This is a genomic window from Nocardioides bruguierae, assembly GCF_023656415.1.
Classification (GTDB): Bacteria; Actinomycetota; Actinomycetes; order Propionibacteriales; family Nocardioidaceae; genus Nocardioides; species Nocardioides bruguierae.
On sequence record NZ_JAMOIL010000043.1, the window covers coordinates 1 to 20,385 of the forward strand.

Annotated in this window: 17 protein-coding genes and 1 tRNA gene; 13 read left to right on the forward strand and 5 right to left on the reverse strand. The window is 73.9% G+C overall.

The features are described 5' to 3' along the window. Positions 1–282, forward strand: a 282-nt coding sequence (locus tag M8330_RS20415; RefSeq protein WP_250828836.1) for an Rv3654c family TadE-like protein, incomplete at its 5' end; no start/stop codon positions are given. 36 nt (positions 283–318) lie between these two features. Here M8330_RS20415 and sftH read toward each other — a convergent pair. Next, a complete protein-coding gene (gene sftH, locus M8330_RS20420; RefSeq protein ID WP_504928268.1) occupies positions 319–2,733 on the reverse strand; it encodes a DNA 3'-5' helicase SftH in 2,415 nt (804 codons plus the stop codon). Between the two features lie 265 nt (positions 2,734–2,998). Here sftH and M8330_RS20425 point away from each other — a divergent pair, with 265 nt between their 5' ends. The 3 genes from M8330_RS20425 to M8330_RS20435 all read left to right on the forward strand — a co-directional run bounded on the left by M8330_RS20425 (position 2,999) and on the right by M8330_RS20435 (position 6,111). Then, complete coding sequence (locus tag M8330_RS20425) at positions 2,999–3,337, forward strand: anti-sigma factor antagonist (RefSeq protein WP_250057266.1); 339 nt, start codon at positions 2,999–3,001, stop codon at positions 3,335–3,337. A gap of 166 nt (positions 3,338–3,503) precedes the next feature. Next, positions 3,504–4,496, forward strand: coding sequence for an Ig-like domain-containing protein (locus M8330_RS20430; RefSeq protein ID WP_250828838.1), 993 nt, complete (start codon positions 3,504–3,506; stop codon positions 4,494–4,496). 94 nt (positions 4,497–4,590) lie between these two features. Next, the gene (locus tag M8330_RS20435) at positions 4,591–6,111 is read left to right on the forward strand and encodes a DUF7059 domain-containing protein (RefSeq protein WP_250828839.1); all 1,521 of its coding nucleotides are present in this window, start codon (positions 4,591–4,593) and stop codon (positions 6,109–6,111) included. 33 nt (positions 6,112–6,144) lie between these two features. On the opposite strand, the gene M8330_RS20440 is transcribed toward M8330_RS20435, so the two are convergent. Beyond that, complete coding sequence (locus M8330_RS20440) at positions 6,145–7,914, reverse strand: MSCRAMM family protein (RefSeq protein WP_284705020.1); 1,770 nt, start codon at positions 7,912–7,914, stop codon at positions 6,145–6,147. Between the two features lie 329 nt (positions 7,915–8,243). On the opposite strand from M8330_RS20440, the gene topA reads away from it, so the two are divergent. Then, entirely contained in the window at positions 8,244–10,982 is a 2,739-nt protein-coding gene (topA, locus tag M8330_RS20445) for a type I DNA topoisomerase (protein WP_250828840.1), read from the forward strand. Between the two features lie 77 nt (positions 10,983–11,059). Further along, the gene (locus tag M8330_RS20450) at positions 11,060–11,509 is read left to right on the forward strand and encodes a DUF1905 domain-containing protein (RefSeq protein ID WP_250828841.1); all 450 of its coding nucleotides are present in this window, start codon (positions 11,060–11,062) and stop codon (positions 11,507–11,509) included. 138 nt (positions 11,510–11,647) lie between these two features. Here the strand turns inward: M8330_RS20450 and M8330_RS20455 are convergent, their stop codons facing one another. After that, on the reverse strand, positions 11,648–12,091 hold the full coding sequence (locus M8330_RS20455; RefSeq protein WP_250828842.1) for an HIT family protein: 444 nt from the start codon (positions 12,089–12,091) through the stop codon (positions 11,648–11,650). Between the two features lie 95 nt (positions 12,092–12,186). Between M8330_RS20455 and M8330_RS20460 the strand changes: the two genes are divergently transcribed. From M8330_RS20460 to M8330_RS20475, 4 genes are all read left to right on the forward strand, one after another. Next, positions 12,187–12,735, forward strand: coding sequence for an NADPH-dependent FMN reductase (locus M8330_RS20460; protein WP_250828843.1), 549 nt, complete (start codon positions 12,187–12,189; stop codon positions 12,733–12,735). 91 nt (positions 12,736–12,826) lie between these two features. Further along, on the forward strand, positions 12,827–13,480 hold the full coding sequence (gene tmk, locus M8330_RS20465) for a dTMP kinase (protein WP_250057282.1): 654 nt from the start codon (positions 12,827–12,829) through the stop codon (positions 13,478–13,480). Next, on the forward strand, positions 13,477–14,664 hold the full coding sequence (locus tag M8330_RS20470; RefSeq protein WP_250828844.1) for a DNA polymerase III subunit delta': 1,188 nt from the start codon (positions 13,477–13,479) through the stop codon (positions 14,662–14,664). The genes tmk and M8330_RS20470 overlap by 4 nt, the downstream gene beginning before the upstream one ends. Then, positions 14,661–16,334 (forward strand): alpha/beta hydrolase, encoded by a 1,674-nt coding sequence (locus tag M8330_RS20475; RefSeq protein WP_250828845.1) that lies wholly within the window; start codon positions 14,661–14,663, stop codon positions 16,332–16,334. The genes M8330_RS20470 and M8330_RS20475 overlap by 4 nt, the downstream gene beginning before the upstream one ends. A gap of 87 nt (positions 16,335–16,421) precedes the next feature. Here the strand turns inward: M8330_RS20475 and M8330_RS20480 are convergent, their stop codons facing one another. Continuing rightward, positions 16,422–17,348, reverse strand: a complete 927-nt coding sequence (locus M8330_RS20480) for a LysR family transcriptional regulator (RefSeq protein ID WP_250057288.1) — start codon at positions 17,346–17,348, stop codon at positions 16,422–16,424. Between the two features lie 132 nt (positions 17,349–17,480). Here M8330_RS20480 and M8330_RS20485 point away from each other — a divergent pair, with 132 nt between their 5' ends. Both M8330_RS20485 and M8330_RS20490 read left to right on the forward strand, forming a co-directional pair. Then, a complete protein-coding gene (locus M8330_RS20485; RefSeq protein WP_250057290.1) occupies positions 17,481–17,642 on the forward strand; it encodes a hypothetical protein in 162 nt (53 codons plus the stop codon). 127 nt (positions 17,643–17,769) lie between these two features. Beyond that, a complete protein-coding gene (locus M8330_RS20490) occupies positions 17,770–18,696 on the forward strand; it encodes a helix-turn-helix transcriptional regulator (RefSeq protein ID WP_250828846.1) in 927 nt (308 codons plus the stop codon). A 159-nt stretch (positions 18,697–18,855) separates the two neighbouring features. Here the strand turns inward: M8330_RS20490 and M8330_RS20495 are convergent, their stop codons facing one another. After that, positions 18,856–19,377 carry a TspO/MBR family protein gene (locus tag M8330_RS20495; RefSeq protein WP_250828847.1) on the reverse strand — a complete coding sequence of 174 codons (522 nt, stop codon included), beginning with the start codon at positions 19,375–19,377 and terminating at the stop codon, positions 18,856–18,858. A 120-nt stretch (positions 19,378–19,497) separates the two neighbouring features. Here M8330_RS20495 and M8330_RS20500 point away from each other — a divergent pair. Next, positions 19,498–19,573, forward strand: a tRNA-Thr gene (locus tag M8330_RS20500). Positions 19,574–20,385 lie beyond the last annotated feature (812 nt).

Here is a 20,385-nt window from a genome sequence, read left to right on the forward strand (position 1 = left end):
CTCGTGGGGGCGGTGCTCGGGGCCGGTGCGGCCGCCGCCGTGGCGCAGCGCCGCGCCCAGACCGCCGCGGACCTCGGAGCGCTGGCCGGCGCCCGCGCCCACGCGGACGGCGGCGACGGCTGCGCGGCCGCCGCCGGGGTGGTCGCTGCCAACGGCTCCACGGTGGAGACCTGCTCCCTGCTCGGCCCCGACCTGCTGCTCGACGTCAGCGGCTCCGTCGGTGACCTGCTCGGCGGGCTGGTCGAGGTGCACGCCCAGGCCCGGGCCGGCCCCGGAGGCTGACTGACCCTCAGGGCCCGGGCCCTCGGTGCGGGACCCTCAGTCCGGTGCTCCGGCCAGCAGCGCGTCGAGCAGTCGCACCGCCCCGGCCTTGTCCAGCGGGTTGTTCTGGTTGCCGCACTTGGGCGACTGCACGCACGAGGGGCAGCCCTCGGCGCACTCGCAGGCGGCGATCGCCTCCCGGGTGGCGCGCAGCCATGCGGGCGCGGCGCGGTAGCCGCGATCGGCGAACCCCGCCCCACCGGGATGGCCGTCGTGCACGAAGACGGTCAGCCGCCCGGTGTCGGGGTGGATGACGGTGGAGACGCCGCCGATGTCCCACCGGTCGCAGGTCGCGAAGAGCGGCAGCAGCCCGATCGAGCAGTGCTCGGCGGCGTGGGCGGCCCCGCCCAGGTCCACGCCGGCCCCGGCCTCGCCGCCGTCGTCGACCAGCCCCCCGTCGACCAGCCCCCCGTCGACCAGCCCCCCGTCGACCAGCCCCGCGGCGAGCAGGACCTCGTCGGGCACCGTCCACCACACCGCCGAGGTGCGCAGGGTGCGCTCGGGCAGGTCCAGCGGCTCCTCCGCCAGCACCTCGCCCGACGGCACGCGCCGCTTGAGGAAGGAGACGACCCTGCTCGAGACCTCCACGCTGCCGCGGGCCAGCCGGCAGCGGCCCCAGTCCTGGCCCTCGACCTCCTCGACGACCCGGATGCCGACGCTCTCGCGGGCGAAGGTCGAGTAGTCGGGGTCGGCGCGCTCGACGACGGCGACGTGCTCCTCCAGGTCGAGGTCGGTCACGAGGTAGGTCTCGCCGCGGTGCACGTAGACCGCGCCGGGGTGGGCCTGGGCGTGCGCGGAGGCGCCGTCCACGGTGCCGACGACGCGGCCGGTGCCGGTCTCGACGAGGTTCACGTGCCGGGCCCCGCCGGAGCGCAGGTCGGTGAGGTCGGCGGCGCGCCGCTGGTCGGTCCAGAACCAGCCGCGGGGACGGCGGCGCAGCAGGCCGCCCGCGACCAGCTGGTCGAGCACCGGGCGGGAGGCCTCGCCGAACACGGCCAGGTCGTCCTCGGTCAGGGGCTGCTCCTGCGCGGCCGCGCACAGGTGCGGCGCCAGCACGTACGGGTTGTCGGGGTCGAACACCGTCGCCTCGACGGGCCGGTCGAACAGCGCGTCCGGGTGGTGCACGAGGTAGGTGTCGAGCGGGTCGTCGCGGGCCACGAGCACGGCGCCGGCGTCCTGCCCGGAGCGGCCGGCACGGCCGACCTGCTGCCAGAAGGCCGCGCGGGTGCCGGGGAACCCGGCCAGGAGCACGGCGTCGAGGCCGGCGACGTCGATGCCCAGCTCGAGGGCGTTGGTGGCCGCGAGACCGAGCAGGCGGCCGGTGCGCAGCGCCGACTCCAGGTCGCGCCGCTCCTCGGGCAGGTAGCCGCCGCGGTAGGCGGCCACGCGGCCGACCAGGGCCGGGTCCACCTCGGCGACCGCGTCCGCCGCGGTGAGCGCGACCTGCTCGACGCCCCGGCGACTGCGGACGAAGGCCAGGGTGCGGGTGCCGCCGGCCACCAGGTCGGCGAGCAGCCCGGCGGTCTCGGTGCTCGCCGAGCGGCGCACCGGGGCCCCGTTCTCCCCAGTCGCGCTGGTCAGCGGCGGCTCCCACAGACCGACGCTGACGCTGCCGCGGGGCGAGCCGTCGTCGGTGACCGGCCGCACCTCGAGGCCGGTGAGCAGCCGCCCGGTCGCCGCGGGCTCCGCGACGGTGGCCGACGCGAGCACGAAGACCGGGTCGGCGCCGTGCGCGGCCGCCACCCGGCGCAGCCGGCGCACGACGTGACCGACGTGCGCGCCGAACACGCCGCGGTAGTGGTGGCACTCGTCGAGCACCACGTAGCGCAGCGAGCGCCAGAAGCCGGACCACCGCTCGTGGCCAGGCAGCATCGAGCGGTGCAGCATGTCGGGGTTGGTGAGCAGGTACTCGCCGTGGTCGCGCGCCCACTCCCGCTGCTCGGGGGTGGAGTCCCCGTCGTGGGTGGTGGCCCGCACGTCGAGCCCGAGGCCGCGCACCGAGGCCAGCTGGTCCTGCGCGAGCGCCTTGGTGGGGGAGACGTAGAGCACCGACGCGCCACGCTGCCCGCGTCGTCCGCGTGCCTCGAGCACGGCCGAGAGCGCCGGCAGCTGGAAGGCGAGGGACTTGCCGGAGGCGGTGCCCGTCGAGACCAGGACGTGCTCGCCGCGGTGCGCGGCGTCGGCCGCGGCGACCTGGTGGGTCCACGGGGTGACGACCCCGCGCGCGCCGAAGGCCTCGACCACCGCGGGCGAGGCCCACGCCGGCCACGGGACACTGCGGCCCGGACGCGGCGGGAGCTCCCGGACGTGCGTCAGCCGGTCCTCCCGACCCACGGCCAGGCCGCGGACCAGACCCCCCACCGGTCCGCGCGCCGCACCGGCCCCCGCACCGGCCTCCGACCGCCCTGGCACGCCGACAGCCGCCGGGGCCGGTGGCGCGGGCGGTGGGGTGGGGTGGTCTGTACGGGTCATCGAGGTCGATGGTGGCAGAGGACACCGACAGTCCCGATCGCGCACGCCAGGCCGGCCGGCAGCCTCTCGGAGGGCCGCCCGGGGTCCGTCACGTGTGCCCGTACTCGTGCAGGGGTGAGGGCTGTCGTGGTTTCATGTCCTCGGTCGGCCCCCGCGCGCCCGGTCGGCCTCCCCCAAGGCACGCAGCACGAACGGAGACCCCACCGTGGACCTCACCCTCACCACCCGCGACGTCGATGGCACGACCATCGTGGCGGTCGGCGGTGAGATCGACGTCTACACCGCGCCGAAGCTGCGGGACAAGATCACCGAGCTCGTCGCCGCCGGCGTCTACCACCTCGTGATCGACATGGAGGCCGTCGAGTTCCTCGACTCCACCGGCCTCGGCGTCCTCGTGGGCGGCCTGAAGAAGGTCCGCGCCCACGACGGCTCCCTCCAGCTCGTCTGCACGCAGGACCGCCTGCTCAAGATCTTCCGCATCACCGGCCTCGCCAAGGTGTTCGTCATCCACGACTCCGCCGACGCCGCGCTCGCCTCCAGCTGAGGCCGGCCCACCGCTCGGCAGCACCCCGCCCGACCTGAGGGAACGGGCTCATCCAGCCTGCCCGGACGAGGCGGCGCAACAAGTCCTCCGGGGCGCCCGCGGCTTCCTACCGTCGACGGCACCGGCGCGTCATCGTGCACGCGCACCGTCCTTCGGAGGTCCCCCCATGCGGCCCAGCCGTCCTCTCCTGCGCACCCTCCCCCTCGCCGGCCTCGTGCTCGCGCTCGGGCTGGGCGTCGCCCCCGCCACCGCGTCCGACCTGCTCGACGGCTCGGAGCGTCCCGGCCCCGACCTCGCGGTCGTCCCCGGGGCGCCGGTGCCCCAGGCCATCACCGCCCCCGTCCCGCTCGTGACGGGCACCGGCAAGGTCGGCGAGACCCTCAGCGTCCTCGACCCGGTGTGGGACGGCCTGCTGGACGACACGGTCCTCCAGTGGACCCGCGGCGGCGTCCCGATCCCCGGCGCCACCTCGCTCGACCACGTCGTCACCTCCGCGGACGTCGGCGAGGAGCTGGTCCTGACGATCCGGGCGCTCCTGCTGGGCCTCGAGGTGGGCTCGGTGAGCACCGCCCCGGTCCTGGGCGCGCTGGGTGACGCACCGGAGGTCTCCGTGGCCCCCGCGCTCAGCGGTCTCGCCCGCGCCGGCCGGCGGCTCGTCGTCGACGGGCCGACCTGGTCGGAGGTGACCGCCACCAGCGCCTACCAGTGGCTGCGCGACGGCGAGCCGATCGACGGCGCCACGTCCGCGGTCTACGCGGTGCTGCCGCGCGACGTCGGCCACGACCTGTCCGTGGCCGCCACCAGCGCTTGGGCCGGCCACGCGACGGCCGTGGCCACCAGCGACGCGGTCACCGCCCGCCAGGCGCCCGCCAAGGTGAGCGCGCGCCTCCTGTCCTCGCGCGTCACCCGGGCCACCCGGGCGCGGCTGCGGGTCGGCGTCGTCGCCCGCGGGGTGCCCACCCACGGCGGGCGCGTCCTCGTCCTCGACGGCGGACGGACGCTCGCCGGCACGCGCCTGCGGGCCACGGACGCCGGCCGGGCCACGCTCCGGCTCCCGCGGCTGGCCGCCGGCCGTCACGTGCTGGTCGTCCGCTACACCGGCAACACCGGCGTCGCCGCGTCCTCGGTGCGGGTCCTCGTGCGGGTCGCCCGCCGCTGACGGCACGCGCGGGCGCAGCGAGGCCCGCGGCCGCCCCGCCACGTCCCCGGACACCGCTCGGCCGGTGCCCGGGGGCGTGTCTAGGCTCGCCCCCGTGAGCGACGACCACCGGGACCTGCCCCACCTGCTCCGCGACGCCCTCGTGGCGGCGGACTTCACCTTCGAGTCGGTCTCCGGGCTGCTCGGACCCCTGGCGCACGACGCCCTCGCCCGCAACGAGACGGTGCCCGGGCTGCGCCGCACGCGCGGCGGCTCGCCGCTGGAGACGCTGGTCCGGCTGTTCCTGCTCCAGGTGCCGGTCGCGGCCTCGGCGGCCGAGGCGGCGCTCCCGGGCCTGGTCGACCGACTCGCCTCCCGTGGCGTGCTGACCCACTCCATCGGCGAGGTCGCGGCGCGCCTCGACGTCCGCCCCTACGCCAGCGAGCGCCTGGCCGACGGCGAGGTCGTCACCGACCACTTCTGGGTCGTCTCCGACCTCACCCCCGGCCTCGACGGCACCCCGGCCCGCGTGGGCTCCGACCACGTCCTGGGCATCAGCCCCGCCTCCACCTCCCTCGCCCAGCTCACCCTGCGCGAGGACGTCGGCAGCGCCCTCGACCTCGGCACCGGCTGCGGCGTCCAGGCGCTCCACCTGGCCCGGCACGCCGGCGCGGTCGTGGCCACCGACGTCAACGCCCGCGCGCTCGACCTGGCCCGCTTCAACGCGGCGCTCAACGACCTCGACGACCGCATCGAGGTGCGTGACGGGTCGTTCTTCGAGCCGGTCGCCGGCGAGCGGTTCGACCTGATCGCCACCAACCCGCCGTTCGTGATCTCCCCGGCCACGGGCGAGCGCCTCGTCTACCGCGACTCGGGCCTGCCCGGCGACCGCGTCGTCGAGGACATCGTCCGCGCCGCCCCCGGCCACCTCAACCCCGGAGGCTGGTGCCAGGTGCTGGCCAACTGGGTCATCGCCGCCGGTCAGCCGTGGGACGAGCGGCTCGGCTCCTGGCTCGACGCCGACACCGACGCGTTCGTCGTCCAGCGCGAGGTGCTCGACCCCGCCGCCTACGTCGAGCTGTGGCTGAAGGACTCCGGCCACCACCCGAGCACCGGCAACACCGACGTGGCCGAGTACCACCGCCGCTACGACACGTGGCTCTCCTGGCTGGAGGAGCAGGGTGTCGAGGGCATCGGCTTCGGCTGGATCGACCTGCGCCGGCGCGACGAGGACGACCCCCGCGCCGGCGGCGTCCACGAGCTGCTGAGCTGGCCTTACGAGGTCGAGCAGCCGATCGCCCCGGCCGTGGCCGCCTGGGCCGACGCCGCCCGGGTGCAGGTGGACGCCGACAGCACGCTCACGCTGCGGGCCGACGTGCGGCAGGAGACCCAGGGCGCCGCGGGCGCCGAGGATCCCGAGACCATCGTGCTGCGCCAGCAGACGGGGATGCGCCGCGCCCGGCAGGTCGACACGGTGCTGGCCGCGGTGGTCGGCGCCGGCGACGGCGAGCTGCCCGTCGGCGTCATCCTCGACGCCGTCTCGCAGCTGCTCGACCTCGACGAGGCCGCCACGCGCGAGGACACCCTGCCGCTGCTGGCGGAGATGGTGCGCGAGGGGTTCCTGCTGCCGGCCTGACGCCCCGGCGCCCTCGCCGAGGACCGCCCGGGCTCAGTCGACGCGGACCGCGACCTGGCGGCTCAGCGAGTGCAGGCTCCCGGGGCTGCCCAGGAACCTCGCCTGGAAGCGGTGCCGCCCGCCGCTGAGGTGGTCGAGCCGCACCCGGGCCACGCCCTGCGCCCCGACCTCGACGGTGCCCACCGGCACTCCGCGGTCGAGGAAGCGCACGCGGCCGGAGAAGGCGTCGGCGTCGGAGAGGGCGCTGATCCGCACCCGCGCCACGACCCGCACCGACCGACCCCGGGTGCCGCGCACCCAGCGGACCCGGACGGCGGTCCTCGTCGGCGCGGCCACCTGCACGTCGGCACCCGCGTCGGTGCCGACGGTGGACAGCGTGCCCGCCGCGTCCAGGGACGAGGGTCGCGCGCCGCCGACCCACGACCACGTGCGCGGCCTTGCGGTCACCTCGACCCGCAGCGCCCACCACCCGTCGGGCAGGCCGGCGAGCGTGTAGCGGCCCTCGGCGTCGGTGGTCACCGTCGCGGGCACCTCGCCCGCGGGCCGACGCAGGGCGCCCGCGCGCCACTGCCAGAGCGAGAGGCGGACGCCGGCGGCCGGGCCGTCCGGCCCCGTGACGACGCCGCTCAGCGTGCGGGCGCCGGACTCGAGTCCACCGGCCACGAGGTCGCCGGTGTCGACGTCGGCGTCGTCCACGCGGAAGGCGGTGTTCTCGGCCGCGTCCACGGCGGCGCCCCAGGCCACGAGGGTCTCGGTCTGGCCGTCGCCGGGCAGGTCCTCCACCGTGACCAGGTAGGAGGCGCCTGCGGGCACCTGGCGCGAGAACCGGCCCTCGGCGTCCGTGTGCGTGGTCAGCCACGTGAAGCGGCCCCACGGCCCCCCGAAGGCGGGCTGGAGCACCACGTCGGCGCCGGCCAGCGGCGAGCCGTCCGGCAGGACGACCCGCCCGGTCAGGATCCGGGTGCTCGCGGCCTCGAGGCGGACCGCACCCACGCGCAGGGCGCCGGAGGCGGGGCTGTGCAGGTCCAGCAGCGTCGGGTCGTGGGCGGCCCCGACCGGGTTGCCGGCGGCGTCTGCGGGCGTGTTGACCGAGACGGTGACGTCGCGGTCGGGGCGCACGTGCAGGCGCCAGCAGCCGTTCTCGTCGGTCGTGGTGGTGCTCAGCCGGGAGACGTCGTCCACCTCGTGGACCGCCACGGGCAGGCCGGCGATCGGCGCGCCGGAGGCGTCCAGGGCCCGTCCCGACAGGGTGACGCGCCCGGCGGCGGCCGCGAGCGGGACGTCGAGCCGGGTGCGGGTGTGGGCGGCCACGCGGGCCACGCCGGCGTCCCGCTTGCCGGTGGGTCGGGCGCCGCCGCTGACGGCGTCGGCGAGGCCGTCGTCGGAGCGCAGGACGGCGTAGTAGCGGCCGGGCCGGGAGAGGGCCACGCGCCGCACCACCGACGTGGCGGAGGCGACGCTGACCGGGACGGTGTCCGCGAGCGCCTCGAACCGCCCGTCGAGGGCGTTCCAGCGGTACAGGCGCAGGGTGCCGGAGCCGGTCACGGGGGTGCCGTCCGCCGAGGTCAGGCGCAGGGCGAGCACGGTGGCCGCGGTCGTCCGGTCGGCCGCCTCCTCCGCGGACGCCGGGGTGCCGGCCGTCACCGTGAGCCCGGCCGCGGCCACGAGGGCCGCGAGGCCGCCGAGCAGGGCGGCGCGCAGGCCGGGGCGCAGGCCGGGGCGCAGGCCGCTGGCCAAGGTCGCGATGACGGGGTGCTGGCGGGTCCCGGAGCCGGTGTCGGGGCAGCTGTCGGGCGCGTGCATGGGAGCCTCCTCGTCCTCGCGGAGCACCGTCACGGAGCACTGTCCGTGAGGGCGTCCCCGGACGCAGCACGAGACGATCGACTTACCCAACCTGGGGCACGCGGAGCGGTGTCGGCGGGCCCGGCCGGAGGTGGTCGGATGGGGCGTGGCGACGGTCACGCGGACGGGCCCCGGCGGAGCGTGCGGGGACGCGCCGCAACGTTCCCGCAACCCGGTCACACCTGGTGTTGTCCGTGGCACGCGCTACGGTGACCCCGCCGGAGCGCGCCCTGAGGACCCGGCCCCCTGCCGTCGTCCGCGCCTCCCCACCCCTCGAAGGAAGCAGGTCCGTGGCACACAAGCTGGTCATCGTCGAGTCGCCCACGAAGGCCCAGAAGATCGGGGACTACCTCGGCCAGGGCTACGTCGTGGAGTCCTCGCGCGGCCACGTGCGGGACCTGCCGCAGTCGGCGGCGGACACCCCGGCCAAGATCAAGGAGCAGCCCTGGGGCCGCCTGGCCGTGGACGTCGACCACGGCTTCGAGCCCTACTACGTGGTGCCGCGGGACAAGAAGTCCCACATGACGCACCTCAAGAGCCTGCTCAAGGACGCCGACGAGCTCTTCCTCGCCACCGATGAGGACCGCGAAGGCGAGGCCATCGCGTGGCACCTGCTCGACGAGCTGAAGCCGAAGAACATCCCCGTGAAGCGGATGGTCTTCCACGAGATCACCAAGCAGGCGATCCTCGACGCCGCCGCGAACCCCCGCGAGCTGGCGATGGACCTCGTGGAGGCCCAGGAGACCCGCCGCATCCTCGACCGCCTCTACGGCTACGAGGTCTCGCCCGTGCTGTGGAAGAAGGTCATGTCCGGCCTCTCCGCGGGCCGGGTGCAGTCGGTGGCCACCCGCCTGGTCGTCGACCGTGAGCGCGAGCGGATCGCCTTCCGCAAGGCCACCTACTGGGACCTCGAGGGCACCTTCGACGCCGGCGCCGACCACGACCCGCGGATGTTCCCGGCACGGCTGCACACCGTCGACGACGTCCGCGTCGCCCGCGGCACCGACTTCGGCCAGGACGGCGTCCTCAAGAAGAACGCGAACGTCGTCCACCTCGACCGCGCACGGGCCGAGGCCCTGGTCTCGGGGCTCTCGGACGCCACGTTCTCGGTGCGCTCGGTGGAGTCCAAGCCGTACAAGCGCTCCCCGTACGCGCCGTTCCGCACCACCACGCTCCAGCAGGAGGCGAGCCGCAAGCTCGGCATGAGCGCCTCCACCACGATGTCGGTGGCGCAGCGGCTGTACGAGAACGGCTTCATCACCTACATGCGTACGGACTCCTCGACGCTGTCGGGCGACGCGATCAACGCGGCGCGCTCGCAGATCGCGGAGCTCTACGGCGCCGAGTACGTGCCCGACGCCCCGCGCACCTACGCCGGCAAGGTGAAGAACGCGCAGGAGGCCCACGAGGCGATCCGGCCCGCGGGCGACACGTTCCGCCGCCCCGGCGCCACCGGCCTCACCGGTGACCAGTACCGGCTCTACGAGCTGATCTGGCAGCGCACGGTCGCCTCGCAGATGAAGGACGCGGTGGGCAACACCGTCACCGTCCGGCTCGGCGGCGCCGCGGCCACCGGTGAGGACGTCGTCTTCACCTCGTCCGGCCGCACCATCACCTTCCACGGCTTCCTGAAGGCCTACGTCGAGGGCACCGACCACGGTGGCGCCTCCGACGACGCCGAGACCCGGCTGCCGCGCCTGTCCGAGGGCGACGCACTGACCGCGGCGAGCCTGTCCGCCGACGGGCACGAGACGAAGCCGCCGGCCCGGTTCACCGAGGCGACCCTCGTCAAGGAGCTGGAGGAGCGGGAGATCGGCCGCCCGTCCACCTACGCCTCGATCATCAAGACCATCACCGACCGCGGCTACGTCTACCGCAAGGGCACCGCCCTGGTGCCGGCGTGGCTGGCGTTCTCGGTGACCCGGCTGCTGGAGGAGCACTTCCCCCGCCAGATCGACTACGAGTTCACGGCCCAGATGGAGGACGTGCTCGACGAGATCGCCGCCGGTCGCAAGGCCCGCGCCCAGGAGCTGGCCGAGTTCTACTTCGGCACCAGCGCCAACGAGGGCCTGAAGAAGCTCGTCGACGAGCTGGGCGACATCGACGCCCGCGAGCTCGCCACGTTCCCGGTCGGTGGCCCGGACTCGGGCATCCACCTGCGGGTGGGGCGCTACGGCCCCTACCTCGAGGGTCCGGACGACGAGGGCAACCCCACCGGCAAGCGCGCCAACGTGCCCGACGACCTGCCGCCGGACGAGCTGACCCTGGAGAAGGCCACCGAGCTCTTCGCCAACCCGGCCGGCGAGGAGATCGAGCTCGGCAACCACCCGGACACCGGCCTCAAGATCGTCGCCAAGAACGGCCGCTTCGGGCCGTACGTCACCGAGCTGCTGCCGGAGGACGCGCCCAAGTCGGCCAAGCCGCGCACCGGCTCGCTGTTCAAGTCGATGACGCTGGACTCGATCACCCTCGAGCAGGCGCTGAAGCTGCTGAGCCTGCCCCGCGTGGTCGGCGCCGGCGCCGACGGTGAGGAGATCACCGCGCAGAACGGCCGCTACGGGCCGTACCTGAAGAAGGGCGCGGACTCCCGGTCGCTGGCCAGCGAGGACCAGCTCTTCACGGTCACCCTCGAGGAGGCCGAGAAGATCTACGCCCAGCCCAAGCAGCGTGGACGCGCCGCCGCGGCGCCGCCGCTGAAGGAGCTCGGCCCCGACCCGGTCTCCGGCAACCCGGTGGTCGTGAAGGCGGGCCGGTTCGGCGAGTACGTCACCGACGGCGAGTACAACGCCACCCTGCGCAAGGACGACTCGGTCGAGGCCATCACCATCGCCCGCGCCGCCGAACTGCTGGCCGAGCGGCGCGAGCGCGGCCCGGCCAAGAAGGGCGCCAAGAAGGGCGCGGCCAAGAAGGCCTCCCCGGCCAAGAAGACCGCCGCGAAGAAGACGGCGGCCAAGAAGACGGCCGCCAAGAAGACCACGGCCAAGTCGAGCGCAAAGAAGACCACCAAGGTCGCGGCCAAGAAGAGCTGAGCCCCTGCCGCACCGGTCGCCCGTCGCACTCGTGGCTGCGGGCGACCGGTGCGTCCGGTGCCCCTACGCTTCTGCCCGTGAGCGAGCTGCGCCTGCGGGTGACCCTCGAGAGGCGCGGCCCGGCCGCGGCCGTCGTCCTCACCGACGAGCAGGTCGCGACGCTGGGCGAGGGCAAGAAGGCCTTCCCGGTCACCGCCACGGTCGCCGGCCACACCTTCCCCGGCCGCGTCGCGCGGATGGGTGGGGAGAACCTCGTGGGGCTCAACAAGGCGGTGCGGACGGCGGCCGGCGTCGAGGCCGGTGACGAGGTGGACGTCGTCCTGGTCACCGAGTCCGCACCGCGCACCGTCGAGGTGCCGGACGAGGTCGCCGCCGTGCTCGCCGCGGCCGGCCTGCGAGAGGCGTTCGACGGCCTGGCGCCGTCGCGGCGCAAGGAGCTGGTCCGGTGGGCCGGCGACGCGAAGAAGGAGGAGACGCGGCTGCGGCGGCTCGCGCAGCTGCCCGAGAAGGTGCGCGCGCTGCTCTGAGCCGCTGCGTTCGGACGATGGGCGGTGCGGTGGCAACCGAACCGCGCGGCCAGAAGGTTGCTGGCTCACCTCCCGTGCCGACCTTCGGTGGGTGAGCAACCGAAGCGCCCGCCCAGAAGGTTGCGGACGCACCGCCGGTCAGTTGAGCGCGGCTTGGATCCGCTCGGCGAACAGGTCCTGGACGTCGTCCGGCACCCGGAGCTCGTCACCGACCCCGAGCCACCCGAGGATGCCGGGGCCCTTGCGCTCGTCCGGCGGGTCGGGCATCCGCGGCACGAGGTGCACGTGCAGGTGGGCGAACCCGGGCGCCTCGGAGAACTGCATGACGTAGGTCTTCCGCGCCCCGACCACCAGCCGCAGCGCGGCGGTGAGGCGCCCCTGGAGCACGCCCATCTCGGCGAGCGCGGCCTCGGGGAGCTCGTCGAGGGCCAGGACGTGGCGGCGCGGCACCATCACCAGCCAGCCGGGCACGGCCGTGTCGAAGGCGTGCGCGACGCGCCAGTGCTCGGTGAGCAGCACCCGCTCGCGGACGGGCAGGTCGTCGACGCGGGCCTCGTTCTCGCAGTTCCAGCAGTCGTCCACGGTCTCAGTCTGGTGCCGTCGTCCGTGTCTGGAACACCCCGGTCCGGGGAATGGTTGAAACGAGAACCACACCCGGAGCAACGAGGAGCAGCAGCATGAGGATCGGTGTCGTCGTCGGATCGGTGCGCAAGGGTCGTCGCGGTGAGTCCGTGGCCGCCTGGGTCGCGGACGCGGCCAAGCAGCGTGAGGGGGTCGAGGTCTCCATCGTCGACCTGGCCGAGTTCGGCGTGCCGATCCTGGACGCCGAGACCCTGCCGATGCTGGCGGGCAAGTCCTACGAGGACGCCGGCACCCAGGCGTGGTCGGACGCGATCGACGAGTGCGACGCCTACGTCTTCGTCACCCCCGAGTACAACCACGGCGTGCCCGGCGCCTTCAAGAACGCCGTCGACAGCCTGGGCCCCGAGTGGGTCGGCAAGACCGTCGCGTTCGTCTCCTACGGGGCCGACGGAGGCGTGCGGGCCACCGAGCAGTGGCGCCAGATCATGGTGAACTTCCAGATGTACGACGTGCGCGGCTTCGTCGCGCTGGGCCTGTTCAGCGACTTCGACGAGTCCGGCTTCGCCCCGCTGGAGCGCCGTACCGGCGAGCTCGAGGCCATGCTCGACCAGCTCACCTCCCTCACCGAGAAGCTGGCCGCCTGAGGCGCCCGGGGCGGGGCGCCGAGGGTCCGGTCGGCCAGGTGACGGACACCTGGTTACCGCGGTGTCGGTGTCGCCCCGTACCTTCGACGCCGTGACCTGGCCCGGCCGCTACACCGACACCGGCGTCTTCGTCTGCTTCGAGGGCGGCGACGGCGCGGGCAAGAGCACGCAGTCGGCACTGTTGGAGTCCTGGCTCCTCGAGGCCGGTCACGAGGTCGTCCTCACCCGCGAGCCGGGGGGCACGGACGTCGGCGTGGAGCTGCGCCGCATCGTCCTCTCGCCCGAGACCGGTGACCTCTCGCCCCGCACCGAGATGCTGATCTACGCCGCGGACAAGGCCGAGCACGTCGACCACCTGGTCCTCCCGGCACTGGCCCGGGGCGCCGTGGTGGTCACCGACCGCTACGTCGACTCCACGCTGGCCTACCAGGGCGCTGGCCGCACCCTGGCCACCGACGAGGTCGAGCACGTCGCCCGCTGGGCCACGGGCGACCTGCGGCCCCACCTCACCGTCGTCCTCGACCTCGAGCCGGACGCGGGCCTGGCTCGCTTCGAGACCCGGGACCGGATCGAGGGGGAGTCGCTGGAGTTCCACACCCGGGTCGCCGCGGCCTTCCGGGCCATGGCCGCCGCGGACCCGGAGCACTACCTGGTCGTCGACGCCCGCGCCCCGCGCGAGGAGATCGCGGCCGCCGTGCGGGCCCGCGTCGCGCCGCTGCTGCCGCAGGCGGTGGCCGCGGAGTGACCACCACCCCCGCCCCCGCGCGGCACGGCGTCTGGGCCGACCTCGTGGGCCAGCACCGCGTCACCGGCACGCTCGCCGCCGCCGCGTCCGGCAAGGGCATGACCCACGCCTTCCTGTTCACGGGCCCACCCGGCTCGGGCCGGTCCAACGCGGCCATGGCCTTCGCCGCCGCACTGCAGTGCGAGCGCGGCCCCGGCCGGGAGGCCGGCTGCGGGCAGTGCCAGGCGTGCCGCACCGTGCTGGCCGGCTCGCACCCCGACGTCACGCGCGTGCGCACCGACTCCGTGCAGTTCCTCGTCCGCGACGCCCGCGACATGGTGCGCAAGGCGGCGATGAGCCCGGTCACCGGCCGCTGGCAGGTGATCGTGGTGGAGGACGCCGACCGGTTCAACGAGTCCTCGGGCAACGCGGTGCTCAAGGCCGTGGAGGAGCCCGGCCCGCGCACGGTCTGGCTGCTGTGCGCCCCCACGGTCGAGGACGTCCTGCCGACCATCCGCTCGCGCTGCCGCCTGGTCACGCTGGCCACCCCGTCGGCCCCCGAGGTCGCCGAGTTCCTCGTGCGCACCGCGGGCGTCTCCGACGGCCTCGCCGCCTACGCGGCCCGCGCGAGCCAGGGCCACATCGGCCGGGCCAAGGCCCTCGCGCTGGACGAGGCCACCCGCAACCGCCGCCGCGAGGTGGTGAAGTACCCCCGCCGCCTCACCGGCATCGGCGCGGCCATGACCGCCGCGGCCAACCTCGCCGAGGTCGCCAAGGAGGAGGCCGACGCGATCACCTCCGAGCAGGACGCCCGCGAGAAGGCGGACCTCGACCAGGCCTTCGGCTACGAGGACAAGGGACGCCGACCGCGCGAGTACGCCTCGGCGCTCAAGGACATGACCGAGAACCAGAAGCGCCGAGCGCGGCGCCGCGTCCTCGACGTCGTGGACCGCTCCCTCATGGACCTGGTCTCGGTCTACCGCGACGCGATCGCGCTGGCCGTGGGTGCCCCGGGCGCCCTCGTCAACGAGGAGATCCGCGACGAGATCGAGGAGGTCGTCCGCGCCTCCACCCCCGAGCTGAACCTGCAGCGGATCGAGTGGGTCTTCGCTGCCCGCGAGCAGATGATGGAGTTCAACGTGCCGCCTGCCCTGGCCCTGGAGTCGATGATGGTCGCCCTGCGCGTGCCGGAGGCGCTGCGTTGAGCGGCCCCGAGCTGCCTCCGGAGCTGCGCGGCGCCTACGACACCCCCCAGCCGGACCCCTCCGCGCGGCGCAGCGGGGTGTCCACCGGCACCCGGGTGCTCGCCATCGTCATCGCGGCCGCCGTGGTGCTGGCCGCGGCCGGCGCCGGCCTCGCCGCGGGGCTGGGGCTGCTCGGCGGCTCCGACGACAGCAGGGGCACGGACGCCGGCGGCGTGACCGCGCCGGCGAGCCCCGCCGAGCCGGAGGAGGGCGCGACCGACGCCCCCAGCGAGGGCCTGGCGCCGTACTACTCCCAGAGCATCGACTGGGCCGACTGCGGGGACGGCTCCGGCAACCTCTGCGGCACGCTCGAGGTGCCCGTCGACTACGCGGACCCGAGCGGGGACAGCATCGAGGTCGCCGTGCTCAAGGTCCCGGCACCGGCCGACAGCCGCGTCGGCAGCCTCGTGGTCAACCCCGGTGGTCCGGGAGCGCCGGGCACCTCCTACGCGGCCGCCGGCACCAACGTCTTCCGTCCGCAGCTGATGGACGCCTACGACCTCGTCGGGTTCGATCCCCGCGGCACCGGCAGCTCCGACCCGGTCGACTGCGTCTCCGACTCCGAGCTCGACGACTTCCTGGCCATGGACCCCGACCCGGACACCGATGCGGAGGCCCAGGCCTCGGTGGACGCGCTGGAGGACTTCTTCGCCGGGTGCGTGCAGAACTCAGACTCGCTGGTCGGCCACGTCACCACGGTCGAGACCGCGCGGGACATGGACGTCCTGCGTGCGGCGCTGGGCGAGTCCACGCTGGACTACCTGGGTGCCTCCTACGGCACCAAGCTGGGCGCCACCTACGCCGAGCTCTTCCCCGACCGGGTCGGGCGCTTCGTCCTCGACGGGGCCGTGGACGTGGCGCTGAGCAGCCGCGAGCTGTCGTTGGGGCAGGCCGAGGGCTTCGAGCGGGCGCTGACGGCCTACGTCACCGACTGCGTCGAGAACGCCTCCGGGTGCTTCCTCGGCGACACGGTGGACGAGGGTCTCCAGCGGATCGCGGACTTCCTCGCCGAGACGGACCAGAACCCCCTGCCGACGCAGGACGGCCGCACCCTCACCGAGGGCAACGCGTTCTACGGCATCATCACCCCGCTCTACGTCAGCGACTACTGGTACCTGCTCACGCAGGGCCTGCAGTCGGCGTTCCAGGGCGACGGCACCACGCTGATGCTGCTCGCGGACGCCTACGCCAGCCGCAACACCGACGGCACCTACGCCGACAACTCCGCCGAGGCGATCTACGCGATCAACTGCCTCGACGACCCGGCCAGCGAGCCGGTCTCGGCGATCCCGGGCGAGATGAGCGACTTCCTGGAGGCCTCGCCCACGCTCGGCCAGGTCTTCGCCTGGGGGATGCTCGGCTGCCAGGGCGTCCAGGTGACGGCGTCCGAGGAGGCACCGGAGATCGACGGCGCCGGTGCGGCACCGATCCTGGTCGTCGGCACCACCCGCGACCCGGCGACGCCGTACGAGTGGGCGCAGTCGCTGGCCGACGAGCTGGAGTCCGGCGTGCTGCTGACCCGCGACGGCGACGGGCACACGGCCTACAACTCCGGCAACGACTGCATCGACACCACCATCGAGGACTACCTGATCGACGGTGTCGTCCCGGACGACGGCACCACCTGCTGACCAGCGCCCACCGGTGATCGAGGTGCGAGGAGCGCAAGCGACGAGCCACGAGATCCCCGCACCCGGCCGCCGACCGAGGCCGCGCGCCTACCGCCGGTTGATCGGCTCCGCGACGGACCTGATCCGCTCGGTGGCCAGCTCGATCATCAGCCGGGCCGCGGGGGAGAGCACGGCGCCGGTGCGGTGCACGACCGCGAAGGTGTCGAACTGCCGCGGACGCAGGGCCACGACGCCGGCGTTCGGGGCGAGCCGCGGCAGCAGCTGGTCGGCAGCACCACGCGGGATGACGGAGTCGGCCAGGCCCATGCCGACGAGCTCGACGGCGGTCTCGATGTCCTCGACCTCGATCTTGCTGCGCGGGTTGCGCCCCGTCTCGGCGAGCATCTGCCGCAGCGTGGTGCGGGTGGAGTCCACCTCGGCCCACGTCGTCTCCGGCATGACGAGGGTGGCGAGCGAGAGCCGGTGCGGGGTGACGGGCGTGGCCAGGTGCGCCGGGTCGGCGCTGATGTAGACGAGCTCCTCGCGAGCCACGGGGGTGACGGTCAGCCCGTCGGCGTTGACGGAGGAGACGGCGAGCATGGCGGCCTCGAGCCGGCCACGTCGCAGGTCCTCGGCGACCGCGGTGGAGTTCTGGCCGACCAGCTCGACGTTGACGCCGGGGTACCGGGCCAGCACGTCGGCGATGAGGCCGGCGCCCGCGTACAGCCGCGCGATGCCGAACATGCCGAACCGGATGGTGCCGGTCTCGAAGGAGCGCACGCTCGCCACGGCCTGTCGGGCCTCCTCCACCTCCGCCAGCACGCGCTCGGCGTGCGGGCGCAGGGTGTCGGCAACGGTGGTGGGGACGACGCCGCGACCGACGCGGCGGAACAGCTGCACGTCGAGGGACTTCTCCAGCGCCCTGATCTGCTCGGACACGCTCGGCTGGGCGTACCCGAGCGCCTGCGCGGCAGCGGTCAGCGACCCGTGCTCGTAGGTGGCCAGGAAGCAGGTCAGCTGGTGCAGCGACAGCATGTGACGCGGGTCTCCTCAAGCCATAGGTCAAGCCTTGGGAAGCGGCTGGAAAGTAAGGCTACCCCTGTGCCTTGCGGTCTCTCACAATGGAGATGTCACCGACGTCGATCCGTATCCCGGGAGGTACCCCGCATGTTCGTCCACCACTGCTCCGCCTGCGCCAAGGACCAGCTGATCTTCCCGAGCATGCTCTCGGGCGTCCGCACCACCGACCTCGGCACCGAGGTCACCTTCGAGTGCTGGTGCGGCTCGCTCCAGGTCGCCGGCGCCGGCCACGTCCTGGCCACCGCCTGAGCCTGCTCGACACGCAGCCCGAGCCCGCCCGACCTCACCGGTCGAGGCGGGCTCGTCGCGTTCCGGAGGGGGAGCGGGGTTCCGTTAGCACCTGCCGCCGGGTGGAGGCCGGGCCTACCGTGGAGGGGTGAAGCCCGACAAGTCCGAGGTCCGCGACTTCCTCGTCAGCCGCCGCGCGAAGGTGACGCCCGAGCAGGCTGGCCTGAGCCACTACGGCGGCAACCGCCGTGTGCCCGGCCTGCGCCGGGAGGAGGTCGCGCTGCTGGCGGGCGTCAGCATCGACTACTTCACGAAGCTGGAGAAGGGGAACCTCTCCGGCGTCTCGGACTCCGTGCTGCACTCCGTCGCGCAGGCGCTCCAGCTGGACGACGCGGAGCGCTCGCACCTGATCGACCTGGCGCGCTCGGCCAACACCTCGCCGGCGCGGTCCACGAGGCGGCCGACCCGGAGGACGGTGCGCGCCGGGCTGCAGATGGTCCTCGACCAGATGCCTGGCATGCCCGCCTTCGTCACGAACGGACGGATGGAGGTGCTCGCCTGGAACGCGCTCGGGGACGCCATGCACTCCGGTCTGTTCACCCGCGAGCTGGCCGCGGGCCGCACGCCCAGCTTCGCCCGGTTCAACGCGCTGGACGAGGCGTCCCAGCACTTCTACGTCGACTGGGAGATGGCGATCGCGACGACCGCGTCCATGCTGCGCACCGAGGTCGGGCGCTGCCCGGGCGATCCGAGTCTGTCGGCTCTCATCGGCGAGCTCTGCACCCGCAGCGACGCCTTCGCCACCCAGTGGGCCCGCCACGACGTCCGCATCCACCGCTCCGGGCTCAAGCACTTCGTGCACCCCGACGTCGGTGAGCTCGCGCTGCACTACGAGGTGCTGCCGGTGCTCGCGGACGAGGGCCAGGCGATCACGGTCTACGCGGCCGAGGTCGGCAGCCCCACCCACGAGAAGCTCCAGCTGCTGGCCTCGATGTCGGCCACGCAGCGCGCCGAGCGCATCGGGCTGCACGTCGAGGACGGCGCCGCCGACCCCGAGGACGAGCACACCTTCTGAGGCGCCGACCGCCCGGCGGTCGGGGTTCCCTGGTGGTCGAGGTGCGAGGAGCGTCAGCCCAGGCCGGTGGTCGAGGTGCGAGGCCAGCCCGGGCCGGTGGTCGAGGTGCGAGGAGCGCCGGCGACGAGCCTCGAGACCGCCGCACCACCACGCCCGCGATCAGCGGTTCAGCCACCAGATGGCGGCGTTGAGGCAGGTCGCGAAGGCGACCCACGCCAGGTACGGCACCAGCAGGACGCCGGCAGCGCGCTCACGCCGCCAGGCCAGCCCGACCGTGACGGCCAGCGTGCCGAGCAGCACCACGATCTCGACCAGGGCCCAGCCGTAGAGTCCGCCCGCGAAGAACAGTGGCGTCCAGCAGGCGTTGAGCACCAGCTGGACCGCGAAGACCGTCAGGAACCGGTCGGCGCCGTGCCGACGCCACACCAGCCACCCGGCGACGGCCATGAGCGCGTAGAGGACGGTCCACACGGGTCCGAACAGCCACGACGGCGGCGCCCAGGACGGCTGCTCGAGCGCCGCGTAATCAGCCGCCGCGCTGCTCGCCGCCAGGCCGCCGACGCCGGCGGCCACGGCGACAGCCACCAGGAACGCGGCCAGGCCCGCGGCCTGGACGCCCCGGCCGGGCGTGGACCGTCCCGCAGGGTCCGAGGTCGTGCGTGAGGCCTGCTGCGTGGTCATGCCTCCACGGTGCCCCGCCTCCGCACCCGCCCGTCCACCCCAGCGGGTAGCGCCGTTTTCGCGGGGAGCGCGGGGTCTCCCTATACTCGCTGCGGTCGCGACGGCTTCGCCGCGTGATGCGCCGCCTTAGCTCAGTCGGCAGAGCGATTCACTCGTAATGAATAGGTCGTCGGTTCGATTCCGACAGGCGGCTCCACCAGACAGCCCCTGACCTGCAGCGATGCAGGCAGGGGCTGTCGGCTTTCCGGGGCGAAATGGCCCGATTGACACGTTTGCGACACGTTTCAGCGAGGTCCAGGGCGCAGATCTGCCCTCTGACGTGCGGTTTCGGGCTCGGCGGCGCCGCGATTGCGGACCGCCTCGGATCAGACGTCGAGGGGTGCGAGCAGGCGGTCGAGCACGGCCGGGAGGTCGGGTGCGACCTCGCGTCGTCTGACGTAGTGGCGGAAGGTGACGATGTACTCGCGGTGGCCCAGGCGCGCCCGATGTCCCGTTTGACTGTGCGGTCATCGGGCGTCAGCTGCATCTGCGGGAAGCTCGTGTCACCAAGTGCTCACCGTGAGCAGGTGGCTGCTGGGGTCGCAATCGCGGTCGTCCGGTCCGGGGGAGGTGCTCGGTCTTCGCGACACGTCGCGGCCAGGGAGTTACGGCTTGGCGACTGCCCAGGCGGGCACTCCGTCGGCAGAGACGGTGATGATGTCCTCCTCGTCCGTATAGCTGAGATCCGAAGCGCCTTTCGCAGTCTCAATGATGTTGCCTGTGGAAGTGTCGAGAGTCGTCAGAGCGTCCTCGCCGAGGAGCGTGACCCGGTTAGCATCTGGCGCTAGATCGAAGTCCCCGGTTTCGGCGTATGTCTGGGTCCAGATGAGTCGCCCGCTAGCTGTGATGCCCAGGCACGTTGGTCGAGATCGTGTGACGACACGGTCTGAGGTGTAGGTGGACGAAGGCCTCCCGGGTGTGGAGTGGAGCTGTCTAGGAACCGCTCCGCCACCAAGGAGGCCTTCGTGT

Excerpts from the sequence above, each read along its gene's own strand:
- M8330_RS20485 (WP_250057290.1), top strand. The coding sequence starts at position 17,481 with ATGTTCGTCCACCACTGCTCCGCCTGCGCCAAGGACCAGCTGATCTTC.
- M8330_RS20440 (WP_284705020.1), bottom strand. The coding sequence starts at position 7,914 with ATGCACGCGCCCGACAGCTGCCCCGACACCGGCTCCGGGACCCGCCAG.
- M8330_RS20430 (WP_250828838.1), top strand. The coding sequence starts at position 3,504 with ATGCGGCCCAGCCGTCCTCTCCTGCGCACCCTCCCCCTCGCCGGCCTC.
- M8330_RS20495 (WP_250828847.1), bottom strand. The coding sequence starts at position 19,377 with ATGACCACGCAGCAGGCCTCACGCACGACCTCGGACCCTGCGGGACGG.
- M8330_RS20480 (WP_250057288.1), bottom strand. The coding sequence starts at position 17,348 with ATGCTGTCGCTGCACCAGCTGACCTGCTTCCTGGCCACCTACGAGCAC.
- M8330_RS20460 (WP_250828843.1), top strand. The coding sequence starts at position 12,187 with ATGAGGATCGGTGTCGTCGTCGGATCGGTGCGCAAGGGTCGTCGCGGT.